The sequence below is a fragment of the Algoriphagus sp. NBT04N3 genome (assembly GCF_019443765.1).
GTDB lineage: Bacteria > Bacteroidota > Bacteroidia > Cytophagales > Cyclobacteriaceae > Algoriphagus > Algoriphagus ornithinivorans.
Window position 1 is genome coordinate 980,935 of sequence record NZ_CP048415.1, and the last position, 26,571, is coordinate 1,007,505.

Here is a 26,571-nt window from a genome sequence, read left to right on the forward strand (position 1 = left end):
GGCAATATATGTCAAAAATTCAAGTAATTAAATCGCACACGCTAACTGGCCATAATGATTGTATATACGCATTGGCTGAAGGCTCGGATCCTCGCTTTTTTTATACAGGTGCCGGAGATGGAATGGTAGTGGAGTGGGATTTAGATAATCCAAAGGACGGAAAATTAATTGCTAAGCTCCCCAACTCTGTCTATTCTTTGGCAGTAGACAAGCAGCGAAACTATTTGGTAATTGGGCATAATTTTGAAGGAATTCATTTGATTGATCTCCAAGAGAATAAAGAGCTTTGGTCGATCCGATTGACAGATCAAGCAATCTTTGATATTCAGGTTTTAGGAGATGAGGTTTTTGTAGGAACAGGAGATGGAGTCTTAATCGTTGTTGATATCCCTTCAAAAAGCATTAAAAAGCATATTAAGCTATCCTCGAAAAGTATTCGGGTAATGGATATTGCCCTAGGAAAAAGACATTTGGCGATTGGATTGTCTGACCATAGTATTAAGATTTTGGATTTGGCTAATGAATATCAACCAATTGGTAATTTAACAGGGCATGCCAACTCGGTGTTTGCTTTGCGATACTCTCCTGATGAAAAAATTCTGGTAAGTGGTGCAAGGGATGCACATTTGAAATTTTGGAGTGTAGATCCTTATGCATTATCTGAAGATATTGTAGCGCATATGTATGCAATCAATTATCTTTCATTTAAAGAAGATGGATCCATGCTGGTTACCTGCTCCATGGACAAGTCCATCAAAGTTTGGGATACTGAAGAAAGAAAACTGCTCAAAGTCATAGATAAGGCTCGAAACGCAGGTCATGGCACCAGTATCAATAAGGTAGTTTGGAGTAGTTATACTCAAGAAGTCATTTCCGTTTCTGATGACAGAAGCATTTCAATTTGGAATATAGAACCACAACATACATGAAAATCACTCCCGCAGCTATTCGTTCGCAATCATTTGAAACTTCCTTCAGGGGTTTTGAAAAAAAAGAAGTTACCGCGTTTTTGGATGAGGTCAGTCAAGTCGTAGAACAGCTCAATCAGGAAAACCTGGAATTGAAATCTAAACTGCAACAGGTGGAGGCAGAGGCCAAAAGACTGAAGGATGTGGAGGATTCACTTTTTAGAACATTGAAAACTGCGGAGGATACCGGGGCAAGTATCATTGAAGAGGCCAATGAAGCTGCCGATCAGATTATTGCCGAAGCAAATCATACTGCGAAAAACGCCACAGCCCATGTCAATCAAATGATGGAGGAGGCAAAGAAAAAGGCAGAGGAAAATGCTGCTACCATTATTGGAGCTGCAGAAGCAAAAGCAAAAGAAACAATCATTGAGCTTCGTGAAAGCATGCAGGGATTAGTAAGGTCCTACGAAGGCTTGGCAGAGCAAAGGGAGGCTTTGGTAAAAAGCTTAAAGCGAATTTCGCAAGACACCCTGAATCAATTGGATTTGGCAGAAGCTCATTATTCTAGAATCGATGCAAAAGCACACCAACGTGCCATTGATGAACTCAGCAGGTCACATACATTTACTTTTGGAAATTTAGCCAATCTTGCCGCGCAAGCTCCTGAGCCACAACAGCCACAGGATGAATATGTGCCTGAATCTGTAGAAGAAGATCCATTGGAAGAAATGGAAACTGTAGAGGAAGCTATCGATTTGGAAATGCATGATAGTGCTCCGGATGTAGTGGAGGCTGATGAGGAAGTTGAAGTAGAAAATGAAGAGAGGGAAGAGGAAGTAGAAGAAGTGGTAGATCAGGAGGAAGAAATTCAAGAAGAAGAACCTGTCAAAGAAGAAATCAAGGCTCAAGAAGTAAGGGAAGAAAATGAGCCGGAAGATCCAAAAAAACAATCGGGTTCATTTTTTGATCAATTTGACTAATGGGAAAAGTTGCACTCGAAGGAATTGAGTTTCATGCCTATCACGGAGCCTATCCTGAAGAATCTATTTTAGGAAACCGCTTTACCTTGGATTTGGAATTAGAGACTAATTTCAAAAAAGCAATGTTGGAAGATGATTTGAATGCTACGGTAGATTATTCAAAATTGTATCAGATCATTAAGGCTAGAATGGATGTGAAAGTGAAGCTTTTGGAGCATCTGGGGCATATGATTGTGACAGATATATTGCGAGCTTATCCCAGTACAACACAAATTCGACTAACTCTTAAAAAACATGGTCCTGCATTAGGCGGATTGGTAAAATATTCTGCCGTACAAATTCAATATCCTGAAGATTACCAAGATTAACTATGTATTCCAAAGCCGAGACTTCCCGAATCCGTAAGGATTTTTGGATAGCCTTTGGGCAATATATGAAGCCTGTTCCCAATGCACAGGGAAGGAGGGTCAATTGGCCAAATTATAAGACGGGGATTAAGGATATTTATTTTCGGATGAAGGCCGAAAGGGGATTTGCCTCTGTGGGAATAGAAATAACCCATGCTGACGAGGAGTTTCAAGAGTTAATATTTGAGCAGTTTACCCAACTCCGGAAAATTCTAGAATCCTGTACCCAAGAAAAGTGGGATTGGAAGCTCCATGTTGAAAATGAAGTGGGTCAAGTCATATCAAAAATTGAGATGGTAAAAAAAGGAGTGAATGTGATGGAGGAGAAGGATTGGCCAGCTATCATTTCTTTTCTCAAACCCAGAATTATCGCCTTAGATGAGTTTTGGGATTTGGTCAAGCCCGGTTTTGAGGATTTGTGATTTTATTTTCCGCCCCTTCAGGGCTATTTCGTGAGGTTTGGGAAATTATGTTTTACCTAAAGAATCTCGGTCCTTCGGACCTCAATTATTTTTCTATGCCTATAGAATGGCTATAAATTAAATAGCTCCGAAGGAGCGTGATTTCTTAGTAATTCTCAAAGTTGAAGTCTCTTTGTGAAAGCTCCAAAGGAGCGAGATTTTCTGGCTAGGCCAATTTAGAATTAATAAATATTGTCGTTTTAAAGTAGGGCTTTGAAATATTGGTTTTCTTGGCTTCTGCTTAATATTTAATATAAACGCTCATTTTTTTCATTATCCCGCCCCTTCAGGGCTATTTCGTAAGGTTTGAAATGATGATTTTTCTCCTAAGGAATCTCGGTCCTTCGGACCTGGTTTTGTTCTTAAATCGATTGGATTAATCAAAATAAAACAGCTCCGAAGGAGCGTGATTTTTTAGTGAATGAGGATGGAAGTAAATAGATGGGACAGCTCCAAAGGAGCGAGATAACTTGCCGATTCCCTTGAATCCTCAGGTTTTCAGCTTTCAAATTTCAAATTTCTAACTTCAAAAATCGCCTTTTTGATACTCAAACTTCTCAACATGATCCCCATTTTTAGATCTCATCAAAACCCAGACGCTCATTTGATCTCCAACTCGCTCCATGGTGAGTCCATCCAACCAGACTTTGTTTTCTCCTACTTCTATAAGCCTAAACTCTGTCCATTCTTCATTTTCTTCCCAAGGACCCAGGTCAGCTCCATAATGCTTTAGCTTTAAGGTAAAGGAATCACCAATATCTACTAACTGGAAAAACTCAGTAAACTGTAATTTTCCATCATTCCAAAATCTAAAAGTCCCCATCATCTGCCCATCTTTTTGGGGAAGCCAAACTTCCTCACATTCTCCTCCCAAACCTGTACCCAACCAATAACCAGACAGCCAATCCAGTTCGGATACTTTTCCTTTTCCCGGATTTTCATCGGGGCCAAGGGTTTTTACTTCTTGGGAAAATGACTGAGTAGAAAGGAGAAATAAGGCGAGAGATAGAATGATTGACTTCATTTTGAATAGAATTTGATTCAAAATAGGAAATTATTGCAATAGTAATTAATCCCTAAAAATTCACCTGTGTCAGAAACTGAATGATGAACACTGAAGCAAGTTATAAACCCGATGTTCTCCAATTTTAAGCTTTCAGCCTTTATCCTTAAGAATTGTCCTCAACATCATGCCTTTTAGGGATATCTGGATTGATGAAAGTAAAGCCTCTTGCCTCATCTCCTTCAAAAAAATCAATCTGCATCCCCATCAAAAACATGTAGTGCCTTTTCTCTATTAGAACCGGGATTCCTGCAATTTCAAATTTTTGATCCTCAGGTTTAGCCTTGTCAAAACCCAAAGCATAGGACATACCCCCACAACCACCACCTCTGACACCAACCCGTAAGTGATATTCTTCAGGTATATTTTTGTGAGCCATGATGTTTTTGATCTCAGCTTCAGCTTTTTCTGTGATAGAAATTGGAACTAGCATGCAATTCGAATGATTTTGGCAGGAAATTGGTTCGATTTGAAACCAAATTTACACAGACTTCCGTTTCTAGGCCGGAATAAATTGTAGATATTCGACTTTATTTAATCCCACTATGGAATACCTATTTGATTTATTGAAGATTTTGTTGCCAGCTGCTGCGGTGCTGTATGGCATGTATTTAGTAGTCGTTTCTTTTATTTCGAAAGAGCGTGAAAAGATGCTGGTGGAGCTTAAGACCAAAAATACCCAAACCATTATTCCTGTTCGTCTTCAGGCTGCAGAAAGACTTTGTCTTCTTCTGGAAAGGATCACTCCCAATAATTTGGTGAGAAGGTCCAGTCCCGGGGGGATGACAGTGGCGGAGTTACAGGGGCAATTGCTACATGAAGTAAGAGAAGAGTTCAATCATAATTTTTCTCAGCAAGTATATTTTTCCGAAGAGACATGGGAAGCAGTTAAACGCGCTGTGGAGGAAGTGACCACGATCATTAATTTGGCTCGTCAAACGGTGGATCAAGAAGCTTCGGGAATGGACTTAGCTAAGGCTATCTTTGCCCAATCTCTGGAACGAAAAAACGATGCCATCGCTTATGCTTTAAAAAAGGTAAAGGCTGAAATTCAACTTTACTTCTAGAACCATGGCAAAAAATAAATCAAAAGCAGGGAAAATTCTGAATAAAGCCAAAGCTCTTTTTGGGGAAAAGGTAGAAGCTCTATCAGGTCAGGAGAGCAAAATCAGAGAACTAATCAGCGGTGTAGGCAATAAACTTGCGAATCTGAAAAACAATACACGAATTCAGAAGCTAATCGAACCTGTTTCTGTATTTATTAGAATGATTAAAGCTCATTTTGCAGGGACTCATAAGCTTTCAGGAACAACTTTGGGTCTTTTGCTTTTGGCATTGGTTTATTTCTTATCTCCTTTTGATCTTATTCCTGACTTTTTAGGCATTTTTGGTTTTGCAGATGACCTTTCAGTGATTTTAGCTGTTTATACCAAAGTAAAAGATGAAATCGAGCAATTTTTGGATTGGGAGCGAACTCAGATATAGGCAAAGCTGTTTTCTCTCAAATATTTAAAAGATGCTAGACCAACTGAAACAAACTATTACCCCTGAGCTTATTACCCAAGCCCAAACATATTTCGAATATCGGGAGTTGGTGAAACAGTTAGTTTTAGAAAACAAAACTACAGGTCCAAACCAATCAGAGGCTTATTTGGAATATACTCGAATGGCTGCTCAACGCATGCATCGATGGGATAAAACGGCAAAAGTATCTTCAGAAATGGAGGACCTGATCAGAGATCTTCCCCCTCAAATTTGGCTGGTAATTACAGAGGCATGGTGCGGAGATGCTGCTCAGACAATTCCGTACATGAATAAGCTTTCGGAAATTAATCCTGGTATACAATTGCGGATGATATTAAGAGATGAAAATCTTGAGATCATGGACCAATACCTAACTAATGGAGCAAGATCAATTCCTAAGCTGATCGCCTTAAGTCCTGGCTTGAAAAAGGAATATTTTACTTGGGGACCAAAACCTCAATTTTTACTCGACAGGCAAAGGGCCTATAAGTTGGATCCTCAAGGGCTAAGCTCAAAAGAATTTACAGAAGGAACTCATCTTTGGTATGCTCGGGATAAAAATCAATCTTTAGAAAAAGAATTGATGGACCGCATCAAAGAAGCATTTATCCTATGAACATAGCCCTAATTTCCGGTACATCCGGTTTGGTTGGCATGCAGTTACTGCACCAACTTCTAAAACAAAATTCATACGATTATATTATCAGCGTAGGTAGGAGGAAATTGGCGCTTAAACATGCCAACCTTGTGCAATTGGCTGGAAATATGTCCCAAATCCAAAATTGGAACTGGGAAGATCAAATTAATTCTCAATCGCTGGGGGGTGAATATGTGTCCCTTACTCAAGCTATTCAAGAAAAGAAATGTACGATTCAAGCCTTCTCAAGCTTAGGCACAACCATCAAGCAGGCAGGTTCCAAGGAGAAATTTTTTGAGATAGATCATGATTTGGTATTGGCTTTTGCAAAGTGGGCTAAAAGCTTGGGAGCAAATGGTTTTTATTATGTTTCCGCCTTGGGTGCCGATCCACAATCTTCAGTCTTTTACAATGAGGTCAAAGGGAAAACTGAGGAAGATTTGAAAGCACTTGATTTTGAACATTTAGGGATATTTAGGCCATCCTTGCTTTTGGGGAACAGAAATGAATTTAGGTTTGGGGAAAAAGTTGCGACTATTTTAATGAAACCCTTGGTTTGGTTAAGGCTCTTCAAAAATATGAGGCCTATTTATGACTATCAGGTGGCAAAAAGTATGGTCAAAGTAGCTTTAGATAATTCCAGAAAAGGAGTGGAAATCATTCCTTCAGGAGAAATGCAGGATTTAAGTAAATGATAGCAGTAATTCAAAGAGTTTCCGAGTCCTCTGTGAAAATCGAAGGAAAAGTCAAATCTCAAATTGGGTTGGGTCTGATGGTATTACTTGGAATAGAAGATGCAGACCAAAAGGATGATATCGAGTGGCTAAGTAAGAAAATAGTCAACCTTCGCATTTTTCCAGATGAGAACGAGGTAATGAACAAAAGCCTGCATGACGTCAATGGTGAGATTTTGTTGATTTCACAATTCACCTTGCATGCCAGTACTAAAAAAGGAAATAGGCCTTCCTATATCAAGGCTGCCAAACCTGATGTGGCCATACCTCTTTATGAGCAAATGATAGGTGCTTTGGAACAAGAATTAGGGAAAGAGATTGGAACAGGAGAGTTTGGTGCAGATATGAAGGTTTCCCTGATTAATGATGGCCCTGTTACAATTGTTATTGACTCGAAAAATCGGGTTTAGCGCTTAATTTTTTTGCGCCATCCATTATTGCCTGACTTACTGAATAGAGGTTATTGAAAGAAGGAAGCTAGATGAGGATTCCCGACATTTTTTTTATCTTTCAAAATGCCTCAAAACCTATTGGAAATCCAAAATGCTAAGGTGCTTTTTAAAGGGAATCATGCCTTCCATGATTTGAATTTTGAATGGAGAAAAGGAGAGCAATGGGCAATTGTCAGTGATTCTGGCTGGCTCCAAACAGCCTTTTTAGAAACCATCCGAGGAAACACTATTTTATCCCAAGGGCTGGTCATTAGAGATTTTGCTAAAGTGTATTCTGAAGAAAAATCAACAAAAAAGGAAGTCCACAGCTTCAGGGATTTGATGGCTTACGTTTCTCAGAAATATGAATTTAGAAATAAGTTCAATCAGCAAAACTTCTATTTCCAACAGCGATTCAACTCTAATGAATCAGAGGAAACAGCTACTGTATTTCAGTTCCTCAACGAAATAGAATCCAAAATCCCAGGTTCTTGGACTTTGGAAAATGTGATGAAATTATTGAATTTGGAAAGCCTCAAGGATGAGTCTTTATTGAAGCTTTCGAATGGAGAAACCCGTCGATTAGCCATCGCTGCTGGCTTGATGAGACAGCCGAAGATATTTTTGATGGATCATCCCTTGACAGGACTTGATGTGAAAACAAGGAGTTCTTTTGGAGAAATTCTGAAAGAAATTATTCAAGCTGGGACACATGTATTGCTTACTGCTAATGCTGAAGATATACCTGATGGAATTACCAACGTGGCAAAATTGACAGATGAAGGCATTATTCAGCGCTGGAGTAGCCGCGATTTCCATCTTACTAGTCATGCTAGTCAGGCTAAATCATGGGATTGGGCTTTGTTGGGAAAACTTCTTTCTAACGAATCAATGCCTTCAGAAACTCTGATCAAATTGGATGCTGTGAATATTTCCTATCAGGGAAATTTGATTTTGGATTCAGTTTCATGGGAAGTAAACTCTGGTGAATACTGGCAACTTAAGGGGCCAAATGGATCAGGGAAATCAACTTTGATCTCATTGTTGATTGGTGAGAATCCTCAGGCTTATTCTCAAAATATTTATCTTTTTGGAAGAAAAAGAGGAACAGGAGAGAGTATTTGGGATGTAAAAAAACCAACTGGCTTTGTAGCTCCTGAATTATCAAGATTTTTTCCTGCAAATCAAACTTGTAGAAAAGTTATTCTTTCGGGACTTTATGATACGATGGGTTTATTCAAAAAAACTACAGCCGAGCAAGAAAGTCTGGCAGATAGCTGGCTTAAATTATTTGAACTGGAGAAAGTTCAGCAAATTCCCATTCAAAGACTTTCCCTAGAACATCAACGCTGGACTTTGTTAGCTAGGGCATTGATCAAAAAGCCAAAGCTATTAATCCTAGATGAAGCATCTCAGGGAATGGATAAGCTTCAGCGGGAATTATTTAAAAACACAATTCAAAAAGTCTGTGAAATTTCTTCTTTGTCCTTAATCTACGTGAGCCATTACGATGAAGATGTTCCAGAAATCATTGACCGCGTTTTTGCTTTATCTTAAGCTTTTGCTCTGCCCTGGCTTTTGCTTCTTCCTTTCTAAAAATCGCAATGTCCTGAATCAATTTTAATGGCAACTTTTCATTATAAGGTATTTGAATGGCTCCCTTGCTGGTTTTGAAGGGCTTTAAAGCTTCCTTAAATTCAGATACTGCAGAGTTGGTTGGATAGAAACCAATATGGTTTTTCATGGCTGCATAATAAACCAGCACTTCGGTGGTTTTGAAAGCCGGCATATGATAGCTTATAACTTCAGTAGCTTCAGGGAGCACCTCTTTTATTGCCTTTCTTATCTGGCCTAATTGGTTCTGGATTTCAGGAGGAAACCAGCTGAAATACTCTTCAATATTTTCCGCTTTCGGTCCCATTTTAGAATTGATTAATGATGGTAATACCCTGATTTTCAAATTTATTCATTTCCGGCAAAACAGTTACAGCATCTTCCAAGCTAATGGTTTTCCCTATGAGTGCTTGCGGATTCAGTTTTCCATTTTCTATCATATCCATCATCTCTGTATATCTCCATGCCTGCATTCCATGGCTCCCTAGAATTTCCAGCTCTTTGGAAATCACCAGGTTCATGGGCAAAGCAGTGTCTTTTTCCTGATCCAACAAAAGTCCTACCTGAATATGTTTGCCTCTTTTCCTCAAACTGGCTACTGAATCATAGGCTGTTTTGCTATTTCCCAAGGCATCCAATGATACATGTACACCACCTTTTGATATTTCATGAATAGCCTCTGGAGTTGAGCTAATGGATTTGGGATTTAAAATAGCATCAGCTCCTACTGTTTTTGCGAGATCTAGTTGCTTTTCAGAAATATCGATAGCAATTACCTGAGCTCCCAATGCTTTGGCGATCATAATAGCAGATAATCCTACCCCTCCACATCCAAATACAGCTACCCATTGTCCTCCTGCGACTTTTCCCTGATCTACTACTGCGCGAAAAGAGGTTGCAAATCTACAGCCTAGACTTGCAGCAGTTTCATAACTCATGGATTCAGGCAAGCTGATCAAATTGGTTTCTGCTCGGTCAATTCTCACATACTCAGCAAAAGATCCCCAATGAGTAAATCCGGGCTGAAATTGCTCATTGCAGATTTGTTGATTTCCGGAGGCGCAGGTTGGGCATATGCCACAAGCACAAACAAAAGGAACTGTCACGCGATCACCGGTTTTCCATTTTCTGACATCTTTTCCTATTCCTACTATTTCTCCAGCAAATTCATGTCCGGGAACATGTGGCAAAACAATATCTGAATCATGACCCATCCAGCCATGCCAATCCGATCTGCATAGTCCTGTAGCTTTGACCTTGATAACTACACCATTGAGCTCAGGTGATGGATCGGATACTTTTTGGATTTTGGGTAAGCTTTGAAACTGCTCGTAGACCAATGCTTTCATTCGATGATTTTTTCTGAAAAGTAGCCAATCCCTTCCGTTTTTTCTTAGTTACTTAGATGAGAATAAAATGAAAGAACAATAATGGACTCAGATAAAAAAGAAATAACTATAGCAGAAGCTCAAGAACTGGTCGATCATTGGATAAAAACGGTGGGAGTTCGTTACTTCAACGAGTTGACCAATATGACTATCCTCATGGAAGAAGTTGGCGAGCTGGCTAGGATAATGTCACGAACTTATGGGGAACAGTCTTTCAAAGAATCTGATAAAGGAAAGGACTTGGGAGATGAAATGGCGGATGTGCTTTGGGTTTTGATCTGCCTAGCAAATCAGACAGGGGTAGATTTGACAAAAGCATTAAAAAGAAATTTTGAAAAGAAAAATATCAGAGATAATACGAGGCACAAAGACAATAAAAAGCTTCAATAATAGCTTTTCCTAAACTGTTTCATCGGAAGGTGTAAATATCCTCGTAGATTCAATTATGAATAGTTCTCAAAAGACCTTTCTCCTATTTCTTATATTTTTTGTTTTCACCCAGAAAGCATTTTCTCAAACCTTAGTTCAGGAGAAGTCAAAAGATTGGACCTTGTCTGTTTTGCCATTGGTCTATTACACCCCTGAGACTCGATGGGTTTTTGGTGTCGGAGCCGTGAGTAATTTCAATTTGGGAGACTCAATAAGTACCTACGAAAGTCAATTAGCTGCCGGAATTGCTTATTCTTTGAGGAAACAATTTTTAAGCTATCTAAGCGGAAGAATCTTCACTCCAGGAAATAAGAACTTGATCTACGGAGAAATAGGCTGGTACGATTATGTGTATTTCTACTTTGGTCAGGGGATGAATGTCAGCCAGGAAAACGAGGAGGTATATTCGGCAAAGTTTCCTCGGGTAAGAATAAATTATGCTTGGGCCTTGGGCTCCAATTGGTATTTAGGTGGAGGATTGCGATTTGATGCAATGGATATTTATCAAAAAGAAGAGTCAGGCCAATTGGAAGATAATGGGATATTGGGTAACGAGGGAGGAAGAAATTCAGGTTTGGGCCCTGTGGTGCTTTTTGACTCTCGGGATAATCAACTCTATCCTGTAAATGGAGCTTATTTTGAAGCAAGCATCCAAGGATATGGAAAAGCTTTGGGAGGGGAATTCCCCTATGCGAGAATCTTTGCAGATTATCGAAAAATAATACCCATAGGAAAGAATCAAATCATTGCCACCCAAGGCCTCACAGAAATGACTTTTGGAGATGTCCCATTCTTTGCCTTGCCAATGCTTGGAGGAAACAGATTGATGCGAGGTCTTTTTGAAGGGAAGTACAGAGAAAAACAAGTTGTGGTTTTGCAGGCTGAGTATCGATATAAATTCGCCCCTAGATGGGGGATAACGGCCTTCAGTGGTCTGGGAAATGCATTTTCACAAGAAAATCCCTTTGTGCTAAATCAGAGTAAATTCACCTATGGAGCAGGGGGGAGGTTTCAGCTTAACAAACGAAAAAGACTAAACCTCCGGCTTGATTTGGCTCATTCCCCGGGAGAACCTTTTCAGTTTTATTTCACTTTCGGAGAAGCTTTTTGAAGGCTAAAATCTAAAGTTATAAATCTGAAAGCTAAAATCAGAAATCTGAAAATAGAAGTATGAAAGGCTAAAATCAGAAGTCTGAAATGAATTACAAAGCCCTTTTTAAAGAGGGAAAAGAAATTTCTTTCCTTTTGAAAGAGCATAGAGGCGGGAAAATGAACTCTGAACCCTGTACAAAAGAACAAGGTAGATCTAAGCCCCAAGTATTTTTAATCCTAAATATTTCAGTTTTACTTCCCAGATTCCTTTACCCATCTCACAGATAAATCCGGATCAGCCATATCCTTGTCTAAGGGGAACATCGGTCGATTGATTCGCTGATAGCCTAATCTTCCCAGATCTTGATCTACCCCTCCCGGAGTCAAAGCCATAATCCAGTCTCCTCTTAAGTCATAGAGTTCCGGTACCAAATACCCAATTTTCACTACCAAAATATCCGTGTTTTCCGGATCCAGATTCAAATCAGTAAAGTCTTTGACATGGTGATAGGGTTTCCGTTTTTCAGTGACAATCACTTTGATTGACCCTATCTGAACCACCACTTCTGTCTTGGCATCAGAGTCTCCCTCCTTGATGGCTAAAACTTTACCTTTCAATAATAGTGGTGGAGCAAATCTGTCATCAACCATCGCACCGGCATAACCTTCCACTTGATTTCCAATTCCAACTTCTTTGGCTTTAGCAACCAAATCAGGTCCTGGAATAGAAGCATAGATAAGTTCGGGTCCGGATTCACTTTTGAACTCAGGTCTTTTCAGTAACTCATTCAAGGTCCAAGTTACATCTCCGGCTCCTCCAGCTGTAGGATTATCTCCCATGTCCGAAATGACAAATGGCTTCTTTTCGCTTTTTAGTGCCATTTCCAAGCTCTCATCCAAATAAGCAACTGGAGCGACAAACTCAAATTCATTTCTTACTGCCCAAAAACTGTTGGCGAGGAATTCGGCACTTTCTTTCACTTGGTTTTTATCATCTCCTGTCACCATCACCACAGCATGATTTCTGGGTTCGTCTGCCCAAGCATAACCTATCCAAATGGCTGCGTCAATGACCCCTTTTTCTTGTGTGATCGGGTCCACCTTCGCGTATAAAGATTTGCCGGGGTCTATGCGAGTGCTGGTTTTTTCTCCGGGCAATAAAATCGGAACAGGAATCCAAGCTTTGTATGCTGGTTTGCCTTTCCCTGACTCTAACCGTTCTAGCAAATTTTCTACAGCACGTTGCTTTGATTCCAAAGCATCCTCATGTGGAGCCATTCTATAGCAGGTAATCAAATCTGAGTTTTCTGCCAATCGCATTGACACATTGCCATGCAAGTCCATGGAGGTGGAGATGAGCGTCTCGTACCCAACTACCTCTCTAACTTTCAGAATAAAATCCCCTTCCGGATCATCTATCCCTTCTACACTCATGGCGCCATGAATATCAAAAAACAATCCGTCGTAGGGTAGATTTTCTCTTAGCATGTCCAATGTTAAATTCACCAAAGAATCATAAGCTTCCCGGGTGACCATACCTCCTGGAATTGCATGTCCTCTTAATGTTGGAAACCATTCGGCTCGGCTGCGATTGGTGCTGCTATCTGCTAAGAAAGGGTAGTAATTGAAAATATCATCTCCGATTCGTGCTTTGAATGATTCTGCGGTGGATCTGGCTGGTGAAAAGGTGCTGGATTCAATAGCTAAACCTGCTATAGCAATCCTTGGAAGTTTTTTCTCTTGCTGACAGGAAAAAAGTAGAATGATCAGTGCAAAGGCCAATAGGTTCTTCATCATTTGCCGGTTTAAATGGAATCCTGAAAATACCAGCAATTTTGAAAAGTTCTGAAGGAAAGGGGATGATTGGGGAAATCTTTGTTTGGGGAAAAGACACTTATTCCAAAGATATAGTCTCCATTATTCCTCAAAAAAACCAATTCATTGAATTGACGGAATAATTAAGTCAGAGTTAGAATCACTGGCAATTTGATTCGCTTTTTTGACCGCCTTATTCAAGTTGGAATAATCAAAAGAAAAAACATGCTGAGAGGATTTGGAATATAAAATTACCTTAAAAGAATTTACTGTTCCTGAAAGTGTAGGGCTAATTCCATTGGGCACATTTTGACTTTTAAAGCTGTAGGGAAGTACTTCAATCTTGGATATTTGAGGCAATAGGCTCCATTCTCCAAATCGAAAGCCCACAATGGAAAAGTAGTTTTTATACCTGTTTTTTGAAAAATCAAGCAAGACCCCACTGTAGGATGAAAAAATGATGAGTCCAATGGTAAGAGTTACTAGTCCCACTGTGATGACTTTTTCCAAGGAACTTCCACTTTCTAAAAAAGTCGGGCTGACCAAAACAAAAATTCCCACCAATAGCAAAATCAATCCCAATAGGTGAGGGCCTGAAAAAAAATTTCTCTTTTTGTAGTTGAAGGTTTTCATTTTCTAGAATTGTAAAGAGGATGCTACGTCAATTTTTGAAAATAGCCTTTACTTATCTGAAATAAAAGAACTTGAAGTTTTAAAAGGAAATTGGTTTCACCTTCTCATTCTCTACCTTCGCCACCAAATCATATAGATCCAAGGTTAGACAAAAATCAATATCTGCTTCTATTCCGTGATTTTGAAGTCTTTTGGCATGAGATGCCTTGCTTAAATAAGCTGAAAGTTGATGTCCTTCCTTTTCAAAAAGTGATTTCATCGCTAATGCACCATCTTCTTCAGCAGCATGAGTGCTTTCCAAGGATTTGACTAATGCTCCCGCATATAAAGAATCTTCCAGATTAAATCGGCCTTTCCAGCCCGCACAATGGACCAAAACATCCTTTTTCTGCTGCTGGATATAGGCTACTGTAGCATATAGGTTCGGAAAAGCTCCAATCAATATCTCATCAGCCTGATTGGATTTCGATATTGCCAAAGTACCGTTGGTGGTAGTCATTGCCAACTTTTGCCCGGAATAATCATCCTTCAAAAATGCTACCGGGGAGTTCCCTAAATCAAAGCCATCCACTTTCAACCCATTTCTTTCAGCTGCGATCAAATAACCTTTGCCTCTCATTTCTCGGCAGGCTTCTAAGTCAGCGAAAGTCATGATTTCATCAATCCCATTTGCCAAAGCAGCAATCATCGTGGAGGTAGCCCGAAAAATATCGACTACCACCACGATTTTCCCCTGCAAATCATGCAAATGAATTAATTCTGGGCTGAAGCAGACTTCAATGTTTCTCATCCTTTCAACAAGGGTAGTTTTTCAACCTGAGCTTTCAGATTTTTATTTCTAACCTGTATGAAGATTTCTGTTCCAGGTTTGCTGAATTCTGTTTTCACATAGCCTAAACCAATTCCCACACCCATAGATGGAGATTGAGTTCCGGAGGTTACTTCACCGATAGTGTTTCCGGCTTCATCTACAATAGGATAATGTCCTCTTGGAATTCCTCTTTCCTGCATGACAAATCCTACTAGTTTTTTGTCTACACCAGCTTCTTTCTGGGCTTTTAGCGCTTCTGAGTTGATGAAATCCTTGGTGAACTTGGTGATCCAACCCAATCCCGCTTCGAGAGGGGAAGTATCATCATTGATGTCGTTTCCATACAGGCAATAACCCATTTCCATTCTCAGAGTATCCCTTGCTCCCAATCCTATGGGTTTGATGTCAAAGTCTTTTCCCGCCTCAAAAATGGCATTCCAGACTTTTTCAGCATCTTCGTTTTTCACATAAATTTCAAATCCACCAGCTCCAGTGTATCCTGTGCCGGAGATAATCACATCTTGAACTCCTGCAAATTCACCAACTGTAAAATGGTAAAATTTCACCTCTGAAAGATTCACTGGGGTTAAAGACTGAACTGCCTCGATTGCTTTAGGACCTTGAACAGCAAAAAGTGAGATTTGATCAGAAATATTAGTCAATCGAGCTCCCATGGTATTATGCTTATTTACCCAAGCCCAATCTTTATCAATATTGGATGCATTGACTACAAGCATATATTTTTCTTCAGCAAACTTGTAGACGATCAAATCATCTACAATTCCTCCGTTTTCGTTCGGGAAGCAAGAATATTGAGCCTGCCCATCCACTAATTTTGAAGCATCGTTTGAAGTGACCTTTTGAATCAAATTCAAAGCCTCTGGTCCTTCGACCATAAATTCACCCATATGGGAAACATCAAATACCCCAACTCCATTTCTCACACAAAGGTGTTCTTCGTTATCAGAACTGTATCTTACAGGCATATTGTAACCAGCAAAAGGCACCATTTTGCCTCCTAAGGCAATGTGCAAGTCATTCAGTTGGATTTTTTTGATTTGATCTTCCATTATTTGGGTTCTTTTTTTAACGAGGGCAAAGGTAAGGAATGAAGTCTAAAATGGGCTAGGTTTAAGCCCAAAAAGAAAGGCAACCTGATGAGGTTGCCTAGCATGTTTTTTTGTCGATAAATTCTAGAATTGTAGAATCAGACAGAGAAACTCTCTCCGCAGCCACAAGTTCTGCTTGCATTGGGATTGATGAATTGAAATCCTTTTCCATTCAGTCCATCTGTAAATTCCAATGTAGTACCAGCTAGGTACAATAAACTTTTGCGATCTACGATTATTTTGATGCCTTTATCCTCGAATACATGGTCTGTATCCACGGTTTTTGCATCAAAGCCTAAATCATACATAAGGCCTGAACAGCCTCCGCCTTTGACGGAAACTCGGATGTTTTCATTTTCAGTTCGGCCTTCTTCTTTTTTCAACTCCAAAATACGCTCTTTGGCCTTGTCAGAAACGATGATCATATATTTATAACTTTACGTCTTCAAATTAACTCAGATGCAGAACATGCTGCATGCTGAAAAGATTCAAATACAAATATACGAATAATAAAAATGAGGAAAATCGAACATATAGGAATTGCTGTGGCAGATCTTCAGGAATCCAATTTACTTTTTGAAAAACTCTTGGGTAAAAAGCATTTTAAAACAGAAGTAGTGGAGGGAGAGGCCGTAGAAACTTCCTTTTTCCAAGTGGGAGAGACCAAAGTGGAGTTGCTTCAGGCAACCCGGCCAGAAAGTGCCATCGCCAAATATTTGGAAAAAAAATCTCCTGGAGTCCATCATATTGCTTTCGATGTAGAAGATATCCATGAAGAAGTGGCTAGATTAAAAGGAGAGGGGTTCGAAATATTGAATGAAACGCCCAAAGAGGGAGCCGACAATAAATTAGTTGTATTTTTGCATCCCAGAAGTACGAATGGGGTGTTGGTGGAATTGTGCCAAGAAAGAAAGTAGGCAGTAGTGGGAAGTCTGAAAGCTGAAGTGAGAAAGCTGAAAAAGAAAGTCAGAAGTCAGAAGTCATAAAGCTGAAAAAGAAAGTCAGAAATCTGAATTGAGAAAGCTGAAAAAAGGCTGAAGTTTAAAGTGAGAAAGCTGAAAAGTAGGCAGTAGGCAGAAGCAGTAGGTAGTATTGCCAGCCCGAGGTTTTCCTGACTCTTGTATCAATCTGGAGCTTTAAACATGGCATAAAATTCTAATAACCAATAACTAATAACTCAACAACGAATCACATACCAAGAAATGTCAGAAAAGAGAACAGAAATAAGCGAAATTGGTGAGTTTGGACTCATTGATCATTTGAATGAAAAAGTAGCCATCAAAAACTCATCTTCACTCAAAGGAATCGGAGATGATGCTGCAGTAATTGAAGCTGGAGATCATGTCAAAGTAATCACTACTGATTTGCTTTTAGAGGGTGTTCACTTTGACCTAGCTTATGCTCCACTGCCTCATGTAGGGTTCAAAGCTATAGCAGTGAATATTTCTGATGTTGCGGCGATGAATGCAATCCCAAAGCAAGTCACAGTGTCCATCGCTCTTTCCAATCGATTCTCTGTTGAGGCTGTAGATGCACTATATTCCGGAATACATGCAGCATGTGAGCATTATGGGGTAGATTTGATAGGTGGAGATACTACTGCTTCAAGAAGTGGCTTGGTTATATCTGTGACAGCTATAGGAGAGGCTAAAAAGGAGCAAATTAGCTATAGAAACGGTGCGAAGGTAAATGATATCCTTTGCGCAACTGGAGATCTGGGTGCAGCACTGGTTGGGCTTCAGATTCTGGAGAGGGAAAAACAAGTTTACTTGGCCAACCCAGATATGAAACCGGATTTGGAAAAATATACGATTGTAACAGGCCGACAGTTGAAGCCTGATGCACGAATGGATATTATTCATGAGTTGAGGGAATTGGATGTGGTACCTACATCTATGATGGATATTTCTGATGGTTTGGCCTCAGAGATATTTCATATTTGCAAAGCTTCGAATGTGGGAGCCACTATCTATGAGGATAAACTGCCGATCGATAAGCAAACCTTCGATACAGCTGTTGAACTAAATCTGGATCCAATTACTTGCGTACTAAATGGGGGAGAGGATTATGAGTTGCTTTTCACAATAGATCAGAAGGATTTCAAAAAGTTGGAAAAGCATCCGGATATCCATTTCATCGGACATATTTCCAAGCCTGAAGAAGGGAAGTTCTTGGTTACCAAAAGTGGAACTGCAGTTCAGTTAAAGGCTCAGGGCTGGAAGCACTTTTAGAATTAGGAAAATTTAATCTGCGATAATCTGCGGGAAATTTTATAAAAAAATAAACCCTCCAAGCATTTTGATGGGCTTGGAGGGTTTGATTGAATTGTCTACCTACTCTTCCGGATAAGGTACATAAACGAAGCTGGTAAAGGCTCCGTCAATGACAAAAAGGCAACAAAACTCATCTGGATCTTTGTAGGCCTTTTTAAATTCTTCCAGCGCATCCTCAGCGATCAATTTTCGTTGGACAAATTCATCTACATAGGTGATGAAGTAATTCCAGTCTAGATTTTTCTCCACTTTCCCCAAGAATATTTTACCGATGGGTTGCATCTCTTTGGAGATTGGAAAAATCGGGAAATCCGAAAAGCCTCTAGACCTTACTTGGTAGGAGGCTTCTTTAAGTACATCAGAGATTTTTACAAAATCTGAGGTAATTGTTCCTAGATATTTCCCGCTTAATTCTGGATCGTTGAAATCAGATATCATGATTTGAGCGTTAAGAGTACGACATTTTCTACGTGATAGGTTTGAGGGAACATATCAACAGGTTGAATTCGTTCCACTTGGTATTTTTCTCCCATCATAGCAATATCCCTGGCTTGAGTAGCAGGATTGCAGGATACATAGACAACTTTTGGAGCTTCTAATCTCAAAAGCATATTCACTACATCTTCATGCATGCCTGCCCTAGGTGGATCAGTAATAATGACATCCGGTGCAGCGTGGTTTTGGATAAACTCTTCGTTTAATACATCCTTCATATCACCGGCATAGAAAAGCGTATTTTCTATTTCATTAATCTTTGAGTTCAACTTGGCATCTTCAATTGCCGCGGCTACATACTCAACGCCGATTACCTGCTTGGCTTGCTTAGCAACAAAATTGGCGATAGTGCCTGTACCCGTATAAAGATCAAACACCACTTCATCACCTTTCAATTGGGCGAAATCCCGTGCGACTTTATACAATTCGTAAGCTTGTTCTGAGTTGGTTTGATAAAAAGATTTAGGCCCGATTCGGAATTTTAAGCCTTCCATTTCCTCTTCGATATACGGCAAACCGGCATAGGTAACCAGATCCAGGTCATGAAAGGTTTCATTGCCTTTGGTGTTAATCACATAAAGCAAAGACGTGATTTCCGGGAATTTATTCTTCAAAAACTCCATCACCAACTCGATGCCGGCAGGATCATTTTCACCAAACTGCACAATGACCATGGATTGATTAGTAGAGGTGGTACGGATGATGAGATTTCTCAATAAGCCCACTTGCTCACGAATATCATAGAAGCTGAGTTTGTTGGCCAAAGCAAAAGCTCTTAACTCATTTCTGACATCATTGGAAATATTTCCCTGAAGGTAGCAATGTTCGATATCGATGATTTTATCAAACATTTTTGGGATATGAAAGCCCAAGGCATTTCGGTCAAAATCCTCTCCCGATCTGATCTGCTCTAGGGTTAGCCATTTTTTGTTGGAAAAAGTAAAGTCCAACTTATTTCTATAGTACCTGGTTTTTTCTGATCCTAAGATCGGAAGCACTTCAGGAATAGGGACTTTGGCGATGCGTTGAAATTGGTCAACTACCTGCTGTCTTTTATAGTTTTTCTGAAGATCGTAATTGATATGTTGCCATTTGCAACCTCCGCAGGTGCCAAAGTGCGAGCAAAATGGCTCGATTCGGTCCTTGGAATACTCGTGAAAATGAATTGCTTCACCCTCCATGAAGGAGCTTTTTCCTCTGGTAATTCGAACATCCACTACATCTCCGGGAGCAACCTGATTGACAAAAACCACTTTTCCTTCATGATGCCCTACGCACTTCCCTTCGGAAGCAATCCGCTCGATCAATAGGTTGGTGATGACCTTATTTTTCATTTTTCTCGACATGGCCGCAAAATTAGGGAAAAAAGATGGCTGTGAGAAACGGAACTGTAAACGAAAATATTATATATTTAGGCCTATTATTAAAAAATAGTAGAATGAAGTCATTGTTTGTTTTTTGCATCTCACTTTTGATTTTTTCTTGTTCCGAAAAATATAAAAAAGTAAATCTCATTAAGCTTGACTCTAATAGTCAGAAGGTAATTCCGATCAATAATTTATCCACTGAATTTTCGATTCTCTCTCAGCTAAGTTTTCGGGAGGATGGAGAGGTTCTGTTTATTCATTTGAATTACTTTGATTCTGACCCCAATTACTTATTTGTCAATTCATTGGATGACCCTGAGGTGGATTTAGTATTAAAATTTGATGGAAGAGGGCCCAATGAAGTTGGTGGAGTGACTGACTTTTATTTTCATGATTACGATTCTATATTTTTGATTGATAGGTATCGCTATCAGGTAAGCTTGGCTGACTCTTCAGGTGAAGTTTTAAAAAGATATAGACTAAAAGAAAATGATAGTAATATGCCAGGGGAAGATTCAGTTCTTCCCTGGGTAACATCTAAATCGAGGATTTTTAAACGTGGGAGGTATTTATACATCCCGTGCATTCCTGATCAAGATCCATTTAAAAGCCAATACAAAAGAAATAACCTTTTAATCAAATTGGATTTGAAATCGGGTGATTACACGACTTTGCTAGGGTATCCTGAATTATATCAAACCGGTGATTTTTGGGGTAATCCCGATCATATACTTCCTAGTATATCCCCCTCAGAAGACCCCGATTTCATGCTTGTCAGCTTTCCTTTGGCAGATTCTATCTACAAGTTAAACCTGAAGACTGAGGAAATGGAGCCATATTTTCTGATGAGGAGTGATCAGCTTGATCCACCGGTTTTCATAGACTTCAAGGATATTCAGTCAGATAGGATGATTCAGTATCAATATGGTACTGATTATTATTTTTCTTTTAATTATGACCCTTTTCGAATGCTTTATTGGAGGGTTGTTTATAAAAAATATGACGATGAGTCGCTAAATAGAATAGTCAATCGTAAAGGAGCTGGAAAAACCAATAAAAAATACATGATTGTTTATGATAAAAATTTAAACCGAATAGGTGAGTTTGGTTTGGATTCAATTCCCAAATTTGGAGGCTATGATTTCATTATTTTAAAAGATGGTCCATATATTTCTGTTACACCAGAGGATGTTGAAGATGAGAAGGTTTTTCAGAGAATAATTATAGAATAAAAGATTGATTTGTTTAATGACAGATCAAAGACACCTGCTTTTGATTATTGAATGATATGAATTTCCGCTTTCTTACCAGTAAGTAGACGGAATTGTGACAACCAAAATCAGGCAAGGTCACGGAAGCTTCGGTCTTCGGTCATCGGTCTTCCAGTAGCTCAAGCTAAGAAACTATGGTAAGTGGCAAGATTGAGGTAATCAGATTGAATGATTTTATATTCTGATTTTCAAAAGGCTTCTCATTCCCTATCTTTATCCCATTAAACCGTATTCATGAAATTCAAAGATCAAGTCGTTCTCATTACTGGAGCTACCTCGGGAATCGGTGAAGCATGTGCCGAAATTTTTGGAAAGGAAGGGGCGAAAATTGCTATCACTGGCCGCAATCCTGAGAAACTGAAAAATACTGAGCAAAAATTAAAGGAATCTGGTATTCAGGTTTATTCGATTTTGGCAGATGCTGCTAAGGAGGAGGATAACCGTCACATGGCCGAACAAACAATCAAACACTTTGGACGGATAGATATCTTGATCAATAATGCGGGGATTTCCATGAGAGCTTTGTTTGAAGACTTGGATATGGAGGTTTTTAGAAAAGTAATGGACACTAACTTTTATGGGACTGTCTATGCTACCAAATATTGCCTTCCTTCAATATTAAAATCCAAAGGCTCGATCATCGGGATTTCTTCCATCAATGGTTACCGAGGCACTCCCGCCCGAACAGCCTATACTGCCAGTAAATATGCGATGAATGGGTTTTTTGAATCGCTTCGTACGGAGGTGATGAAAAAAGGAGTACATGTTCTCGTCGTCGCACCAGGTTTTACAGCCTCCAATATCCGAAATACTGCCTTGACCGCTGATGGTTCCTCTCAAGGAGAATCTCCCCGTGACGAAGCTAAAATGATGACCTCGGAAGAGGTAGCACAACATATTTTGAAGGCAACATTGAAAAGAAAAAGGGATATGGTTTTGACTTTTCAGGGAAAATTGGCCGTGTTTCTGAATAAATGGATGCCGGGAATTCTGGACGGAATTGTGTATAATCAAATGGCCAAAGAAAAAGACTCGCCTTTTAAATAAATGCCCGAATCCATCTTTCAAACTTATCTCAATCGGCTCACGGATTTGTCGACTAAAAACAGATCCCTGTATATGCCAAGATTGAGTGGATTTGGGATGATTGATTTGCAGGATTTTGATTTTTTAACAGGAGCGCCAGCATTTGAATTGATTCGAAAGCTACTACAAGGCAAAAGGCAGGTTTCTTTAATTCCAGAATTGGATCCGAGATCCGCCAGCTCCAATCGGCTTTCAAAAAGTCTTTCCCGCTTGGCCTTTAGAGATCAATTAATACAGGAAGAAACCGGAGAGCAAAGTCTTTATCTGGCATGGCTATTTGTGGAGGGGAAGTTGATCAATGGACAATTAATGAGAGCTCCATTGATACTCAAGCCAGTTGGGTTAGAGCGGATTGATTCTCAATGGAAATTGAATTCCTCGGAATCTTGGAGATGGAATCCGGCCTTTTTGTTGGCTTGGAGGCATGCCACCAAACAGCGATTACCGGATGATTTTTCTGATGAGCAATTGGAAAATTTACCTGCTGATCCCACTGAATTTAGAATTACTCTCAATCAGATAGTACAAAGTAATTTCTCTATTCAAGTTCAATCCAATTTGTTTGAAGACCGGATTCAGAATTTTCCTAATTCTCAGATTCAAGTGGATCAGAATCAGTATCAGGAAGGAAAGCTTACTTTAAAACCCTATGCTGTGTTGGGTCCTTTTGCCCAAAAAGGGAGTTTCCTTTTTTCTGATTATGAGGAGCTGAATGCTGAAGGCCAGGATGTGAATCTTGAAGAGTTATTCTCAGCCCATTTTGAAGCACCAGAAAATCGTCCCTTTCCCAGAGAAGATGCGATGTTTCCCATCTTTCCCTTGGATGCATCACAGGAAAATGTGTTCCTGAAGGTTCGGCAGGGTAAGAGTATGGTAGTAGAGGGGCCTCCTGGAACTGGCAAATCCCAGTTAATTTCCAATCTGGTATCAGATTTTATTGCTCGGGGAAAGAAGGTTTTGGTAGTGTCTCAAAAGAGAGCTGCTCTGGATGTGGTTTTTGAGCGTATGGCAAAAGTTGGGTTTGGCCAATTTTTGGCTTTGGTGCATGATTTTCAGAGGGATCGAAATCTACTTTTTGAAAAAATTAAAAAGCAGATCGAATCCATCGAATCCTATCAAGAGCAGAATAGAGGAATAGATGCCATTCATCTGGAACGAGAAATCTCTAGAAACTCCAGAAGCATAGCCAGACTTTCTGATAAATTGGAGGATTTTCGTCAGGCTCTTTTTGATAATAGTGTTGCAGGTATGCCAATTAAGGCGATGTATCTAAATGCAGATTTGGGTAAACCTGCCTTAAAATCTAACAGCCTTTTAAAACTCAATCAGGAACAGGCAAAGACTTTTGAACAAGATTTTAAAATCTATGCACGCTACCAGGAAAGGTTTGAGCCTAGTTTTTGGAATGATAGAAAGTCATTTGCCCAAGTTCAAGCTGCTGATTTTCCTCGTATTTCTCAGGCGATTTGGGAAGTGGAGGGCTTTAGAAAACAGCTTTTGGAGTTGGATTCTTCTGGTTTAGCAAAAAAAGAAGTGAGCACCGAGCCTCAAATTCAAAATCAGCTTCAGAAGTTTCACAGAGCCTATAATTCCTTGCAACAGTTGAGTTCTATTAAATTGAATTCTCATCTGATTTTAGAGAAAGAGCAAGTTAAAAAGCTTGGAAAACAACAACTTTTCTTGATTGAAGAGAAAAAACAATTGGCTCAATTGAAATTTGAATTGAAAGCTGATCCCCAGGAATATCAAGTAGAATTAGAAGTTTTGCTTTCTAAATCCCAATCATTTTTCGGAAAGCTTTGGGCCAATTTGAACCAATCAAAGTACCCTTTGGTATTTGAACTCTTGAAGGGCAATGAGCTGAAATTAGGTTCTGGCATTCTTCGGGATATTCAAGAGGAACTTCAAATTAGAATCCAACTTCATGAAGAAAAACAAACCATACCTCAAAGCTTGGCTATTCCTTTTTCGGAAGATGCTGAACTCGATATTCATTGCTTAAATCTTGCCTTGGATTGGATAAACGCTTGGCAGGAATTGGGTGATTGGCATTCTCTTTTGAACCCAACGAATGATCTTTTCGGGCAATTGAAAATTTGGAGAGAGGTATTAGAGAAGGGAAGTGCTTCTTGGACTTTTTGGAAAACCTGGCTAAGTGAATCGCAGATTCAATCACTTTTAGAGCAAGGACTTTCTTCTTGTATACCGGAAAATGAATTGAACTGGAATGCGGTTTATACCGAATTAGTGGCTTTTGATCGCTTTTTGATAGGCTGGGATAATCAAAGTTTAGGATTAGAACTTTGGCAAGAGTTTCCCGAAGAAAGTACTGCTGATCAAGTTCATATTTTTTGGAATGGCTGGTATTTAGCATGGATTGCAGAGTTGGAACGGAGATTTCCAGTATTGGCAGAGGCAGGTTCCCTGAAAATGGAGTCAGAGCTGGAAGAGCTTCGAAAGTCTATTTTGGAAAAAAGAAGCTTGTCTCAACATATGGCTCTTTTGAGGTTACGGGAGCAAATGAGTCAGCACTTGGAATACAACCGACTTGGAAACAGGGTGACTTATAGAGAGCTTTTGCATCAGATTAGTAAAAAAAGGCAGCGTTGGGCTATTCGAAAATTGGTTCAGGAATTGGGTGAGGAGGTCTTTAAACTTTTGCCCTGCTGGTTGGCCAGTCCGGAGACTGTATCTGCTCTTTTTCCTCTAAAGAATCAATTTGATTTGGTGATCTTTGATGAAGCTTCCCAGTGTCCTGTTGAATTGGGCTTACCGGCCATGCTTCGCGGAAAGCAGGTGGTTATTGCAGGTGATGGTAAGCAGTTGCGGCCTTCAGATTTCTACCAGGTCAAATGGGAAAGTGAGGAGGAGGGTTTAGAGTTTGAGGCAGAGTCATTGTTGGAGTTGGCCGGGAATTTCTTCGAAAGTGCTAGGCTAAAGGGACACTATCGATCTGCTGATCCTGCCTTGATTCATTTTTCCAATACCCATTTTTATGAGGGTCAATTGGAAACCCTTCCGGATTATGCAACCATTCAATCCGGTAAAACTCCTTTTTTCTGGGAAAAGGTAGAGGGGATTTGGGAAAATCAGGTCAATCAAGTGGAGGCTGATGCAGTTTTGACTAGAGTTAGGCAAATTCAAAAAGATTCTTTAGGCGATAGTATTGGGATAGTGACAGGCAACTATTTTCAAATGGATTTGATTCGGGAAAAGCTTTGGAAAGAAGGGCTTAGGCAGGCAGGAATTAAAGTTCGTAACATAGAAAATGTACAGGGGGATGAGTTTGATCAGGTGATCTTATCTTTGGGTTATGCTCCCAATCGGGAAGGGAAATTAGTGACCAATTTTGGCTTATTGAGTAAATCAGGAGCGGAAAACCGTCTCAATGTGGCTATCAGTAGAGCCAGAAAGCAATTGCACCTGATATCTTCCATAAATCCAGAAGACTTTCGTCCCGGTCAATTGCAAAATCCTGGTCTATCTCTTTTAAGATCCTATTTAATTTGGGTTCAGAAGCAAAGCAAGCAGAGAGCCGTTCCTGCTCCGGAAGTTGAAACTGAGAAATTTGAAATTGATTGGAGTTTGAAAAAGAAGTTGATGGAAAGCGATCCAACTTATTCCAGTCATATACCTTCGGCAGTTATGGATTTGCTTCGAGTTGACTCTTCTGGTGATCAGGTAGCCATTTTAACTGATGATCAACGTTTTTTTAATTCACCCACGGCCAAAGCCGCTTTAGCTTATCATCCTATTTTATTGGAAGAAAAAGGCTGGAAATGGAAGATGGTTTGGAGCAGGGAAGGAAGTATGAAAGCTTAAGTTAGAAAGCTGGAAAGGCTGAAATCTGAAGTGTGAAAGCTGAAAAGTGGCGTTGCAGATTATCTCCCGCAAAGAAGAAAAGAAGCAAAGAATTTTTTAAAGCATTTACCAAATCACACCGCTGGTGCTCTTTACTGGATGGGTTGCAAACAGCCTCAGAGAGGCGTTTTGGTTGTAGAATAGATTGAAATAGGGAGTAAACAAGAGCTTCGGAGAAG

28 protein-coding genes are annotated in these 26,571 nt (G+C 39.7%); 17 read left to right on the top strand and 11 right to left on the bottom strand.

All coding sequences use genetic code 11. From position 1 onward, the window contains the following. The first annotated feature begins 8 nt into the window (after positions 1-8). From GYM62_RS04195 to GYM62_RS04210, 4 genes are read left to right on the top strand one after another with little or no spacing between them, the layout of a single operon-like run. Entirely contained in the window at positions 9-929 is a 921-nt protein-coding gene (locus GYM62_RS04195; protein ID WP_219958442.1) for a WD40 repeat domain-containing protein, read from the top strand. Further along, the gene (locus GYM62_RS04200) at positions 926-1,891 is read left to right on the top strand and encodes a DivIVA domain-containing protein (protein ID WP_219958443.1); all 966 of its coding nucleotides are present in this window, start codon (positions 926-928) and stop codon (positions 1,889-1,891) included. Before GYM62_RS04195 ends, GYM62_RS04200 begins: the two co-directional genes overlap by 4 nt. After that, positions 1,891-2,259, top strand: a complete 369-nt coding sequence (folB, locus tag GYM62_RS04205) for a dihydroneopterin aldolase (RefSeq protein ID WP_091654395.1) — start codon at positions 1,891-1,893, stop codon at positions 2,257-2,259. Before GYM62_RS04200 ends, folB begins: the two co-directional genes overlap by 1 nt. Before the next feature lie 2 nt (positions 2,260-2,261). Beyond that, positions 2,262-2,720, top strand: a complete 459-nt coding sequence (locus GYM62_RS04210) for a DUF4268 domain-containing protein (protein WP_219958444.1) — start codon at positions 2,262-2,264, stop codon at positions 2,718-2,720. Between the two features lie 565 nt (positions 2,721-3,285). On the opposite strand, the gene GYM62_RS04215 is transcribed toward GYM62_RS04210, so the two are convergent. Further along, the gene (locus GYM62_RS04215) at positions 3,286-3,783 is read right to left on the bottom strand and encodes a DUF6265 family protein (RefSeq protein ID WP_219958445.1); all 498 of its coding nucleotides are present in this window, start codon (positions 3,781-3,783) and stop codon (positions 3,286-3,288) included. A 145-nt stretch (positions 3,784-3,928) separates the two neighbouring features. Next, a complete protein-coding gene (locus GYM62_RS04220) occupies positions 3,929-4,255 on the bottom strand; it encodes an iron-sulfur cluster assembly accessory protein (RefSeq protein ID WP_091654386.1) in 327 nt (108 codons plus the stop codon). Between the two features lie 112 nt (positions 4,256-4,367). Here GYM62_RS04220 and GYM62_RS04225 point away from each other — a divergent pair, with 112 nt between their 5' ends. The 6 genes from GYM62_RS04225 (at position 4,368) to GYM62_RS04250 (ending at position 8,705) form a co-directional block, all read left to right on the top strand. After that, complete coding sequence (locus GYM62_RS04225; protein WP_219958446.1) at positions 4,368-4,889, top strand: hypothetical protein; 522 nt, start codon at positions 4,368-4,370, stop codon at positions 4,887-4,889. A gap of 4 nt (positions 4,890-4,893) precedes the next feature. Then, entirely contained in the window at positions 4,894-5,307 is a 414-nt protein-coding gene (locus GYM62_RS04230; protein WP_219958447.1) for a YkvA family protein, read from the top strand. Positions 5,308-5,338: 31 nt separating this feature from the next. Further along, positions 5,339-5,962 (top strand): thioredoxin family protein, encoded by a 624-nt coding sequence (locus GYM62_RS04235; protein WP_219958448.1) that lies wholly within the window; start codon positions 5,339-5,341, stop codon positions 5,960-5,962. Further along, positions 5,959-6,678 carry an NAD-dependent epimerase/dehydratase family protein gene (locus GYM62_RS04240; protein WP_219958449.1) on the top strand — a complete coding sequence of 240 codons (720 nt, stop codon included), beginning with the start codon at positions 5,959-5,961 and terminating at the stop codon, positions 6,676-6,678. Before GYM62_RS04235 ends, GYM62_RS04240 begins: the two co-directional genes overlap by 4 nt. After that, positions 6,675-7,127 carry a D-aminoacyl-tRNA deacylase gene (gene dtd / locus GYM62_RS04245; protein ID WP_219958450.1) on the top strand — a complete coding sequence of 151 codons (453 nt, stop codon included), beginning with the start codon at positions 6,675-6,677 and terminating at the stop codon, positions 7,125-7,127. The genes GYM62_RS04240 and dtd overlap by 4 nt, the downstream gene beginning before the upstream one ends. A gap of 105 nt (positions 7,128-7,232) precedes the next feature. Continuing rightward, positions 7,233-8,705 carry an ATP-binding cassette domain-containing protein gene (locus tag GYM62_RS04250; RefSeq protein ID WP_219958451.1) on the top strand — a complete coding sequence of 491 codons (1,473 nt, stop codon included), beginning with the start codon at positions 7,233-7,235 and terminating at the stop codon, positions 8,703-8,705. Here the strand turns inward: GYM62_RS04250 and GYM62_RS04255 are convergent. Both GYM62_RS04255 and GYM62_RS04260 read right to left on the bottom strand, forming a co-directional pair. Beyond that, a complete protein-coding gene (locus tag GYM62_RS04255; RefSeq protein WP_219958452.1) occupies positions 8,677-9,069 on the bottom strand; it encodes an iron chaperone in 393 nt (130 codons plus the stop codon). The two genes, GYM62_RS04250 and GYM62_RS04255, sit on opposite strands and share 29 nt — an antisense overlap. Position 9,070: 1 nt before the next feature. Beyond that, positions 9,071-10,111 (bottom strand): zinc-dependent alcohol dehydrogenase family protein, encoded by a 1,041-nt coding sequence (locus GYM62_RS04260; protein WP_219958453.1) that lies wholly within the window; start codon positions 10,109-10,111, stop codon positions 9,071-9,073. A gap of 81 nt (positions 10,112-10,192) precedes the next feature. Between GYM62_RS04260 and GYM62_RS04265 the strand changes: the two genes are divergently transcribed. Both GYM62_RS04265 and GYM62_RS04270 read left to right on the top strand, forming a co-directional pair. Next, positions 10,193-10,540, top strand: a complete 348-nt coding sequence (locus tag GYM62_RS04265) for a nucleotide pyrophosphohydrolase (RefSeq protein WP_219958454.1) — start codon at positions 10,193-10,195, stop codon at positions 10,538-10,540. A 55-nt stretch (positions 10,541-10,595) separates the two neighbouring features. Further along, on the top strand, positions 10,596-11,690 hold the full coding sequence (locus GYM62_RS04270; protein WP_219958455.1) for a BamA/TamA family outer membrane protein: 1,095 nt from the start codon (positions 10,596-10,598) through the stop codon (positions 11,688-11,690). A gap of 233 nt (positions 11,691-11,923) precedes the next feature. On the opposite strand, the gene GYM62_RS04275 is transcribed toward GYM62_RS04270, so the two are convergent. The 5 genes from GYM62_RS04275 to GYM62_RS04295 all read right to left on the bottom strand — a co-directional run bounded on the left by GYM62_RS04275 (position 11,924) and on the right by GYM62_RS04295 (position 16,464). Continuing rightward, on the bottom strand, positions 11,924-13,465 hold the full coding sequence (locus GYM62_RS04275) for a M81 family metallopeptidase (RefSeq protein WP_219959402.1): 1,542 nt from the start codon (positions 13,463-13,465) through the stop codon (positions 11,924-11,926). Positions 13,466-13,609: 144 nt separating this feature from the next. Further along, positions 13,610-14,119: a hypothetical protein gene (locus GYM62_RS04280; protein ID WP_219958456.1), complete on the bottom strand. Its 510-nt coding sequence runs from the start codon at positions 14,117-14,119 to the stop codon at positions 13,610-13,612. Positions 14,120-14,198: 79 nt separating this feature from the next. Further along, the gene (locus tag GYM62_RS04285) at positions 14,199-14,909 is read right to left on the bottom strand and encodes a 2-phosphosulfolactate phosphatase (RefSeq protein ID WP_219958457.1); all 711 of its coding nucleotides are present in this window, start codon (positions 14,907-14,909) and stop codon (positions 14,199-14,201) included. Further along, positions 14,906-16,000, bottom strand: coding sequence for a glycine cleavage system aminomethyltransferase GcvT (gene gcvT, locus GYM62_RS04290; RefSeq protein ID WP_219958458.1), 1,095 nt, complete (start codon positions 15,998-16,000; stop codon positions 14,906-14,908). The genes GYM62_RS04285 and gcvT overlap by 4 nt, the downstream gene beginning before the upstream one ends. Before the next feature lie 137 nt (positions 16,001-16,137). Next, positions 16,138-16,464: an iron-sulfur cluster assembly accessory protein gene (locus tag GYM62_RS04295; protein WP_091654361.1), complete on the bottom strand. Its 327-nt coding sequence runs from the start codon at positions 16,462-16,464 to the stop codon at positions 16,138-16,140. Positions 16,465-16,554: 90 nt separating this feature from the next. On the opposite strand from GYM62_RS04295, the gene mce reads away from it, so the two are divergent. Together mce and thiL are read left to right on the top strand one after the other, a co-directional pair. Continuing rightward, complete coding sequence (gene mce / locus GYM62_RS04300) at positions 16,555-16,956, top strand: methylmalonyl-CoA epimerase (protein ID WP_219958459.1); 402 nt, start codon at positions 16,555-16,557, stop codon at positions 16,954-16,956. A gap of 285 nt (positions 16,957-17,241) precedes the next feature. Then, positions 17,242-18,270, top strand: a complete 1,029-nt coding sequence (thiL, locus tag GYM62_RS04305; protein WP_219958460.1) for a thiamine-phosphate kinase — start codon at positions 17,242-17,244, stop codon at positions 18,268-18,270. Between the two features lie 102 nt (positions 18,271-18,372). Here thiL and GYM62_RS04310 read toward each other — a convergent pair whose 3' ends face one another. After that, positions 18,373-18,750: a hypothetical protein gene (locus GYM62_RS04310; RefSeq protein ID WP_219958461.1), complete on the bottom strand. Its 378-nt coding sequence runs from the start codon at positions 18,748-18,750 to the stop codon at positions 18,373-18,375. Next, the gene (gene rlmD / locus GYM62_RS04315; RefSeq protein WP_219958462.1) at positions 18,747-20,153 is read right to left on the bottom strand and encodes a 23S rRNA (uracil(1939)-C(5))-methyltransferase RlmD; all 1,407 of its coding nucleotides are present in this window, start codon (positions 20,151-20,153) and stop codon (positions 18,747-18,749) included. The genes GYM62_RS04310 and rlmD overlap by 4 nt, the downstream gene beginning before the upstream one ends. Before the next feature lie 92 nt (positions 20,154-20,245). Between rlmD and GYM62_RS04320 the strand changes: the two genes are divergently transcribed. The 3 genes from GYM62_RS04320 to GYM62_RS04330 all read left to right on the top strand — a co-directional run bounded on the left by GYM62_RS04320 (position 20,246) and on the right by GYM62_RS04330 (position 26,353). Then, complete coding sequence (locus tag GYM62_RS04320; RefSeq protein WP_219958463.1) at positions 20,246-21,406, top strand: DUF4221 family protein; 1,161 nt, start codon at positions 20,246-20,248, stop codon at positions 21,404-21,406. 273 nt (positions 21,407-21,679) lie between these two features. Then, a complete protein-coding gene (locus GYM62_RS04325) occupies positions 21,680-22,492 on the top strand; it encodes an SDR family oxidoreductase (protein WP_219958464.1) in 813 nt (270 codons plus the stop codon). Between the two features lie 72 nt (positions 22,493-22,564). After that, a complete protein-coding gene (locus GYM62_RS04330) occupies positions 22,565-26,353 on the top strand; it encodes an AAA domain-containing protein (RefSeq protein WP_219958465.1) in 3,789 nt (1,262 codons plus the stop codon). The last annotated feature ends 218 nt before the right edge of the window (positions 26,354-26,571 follow it).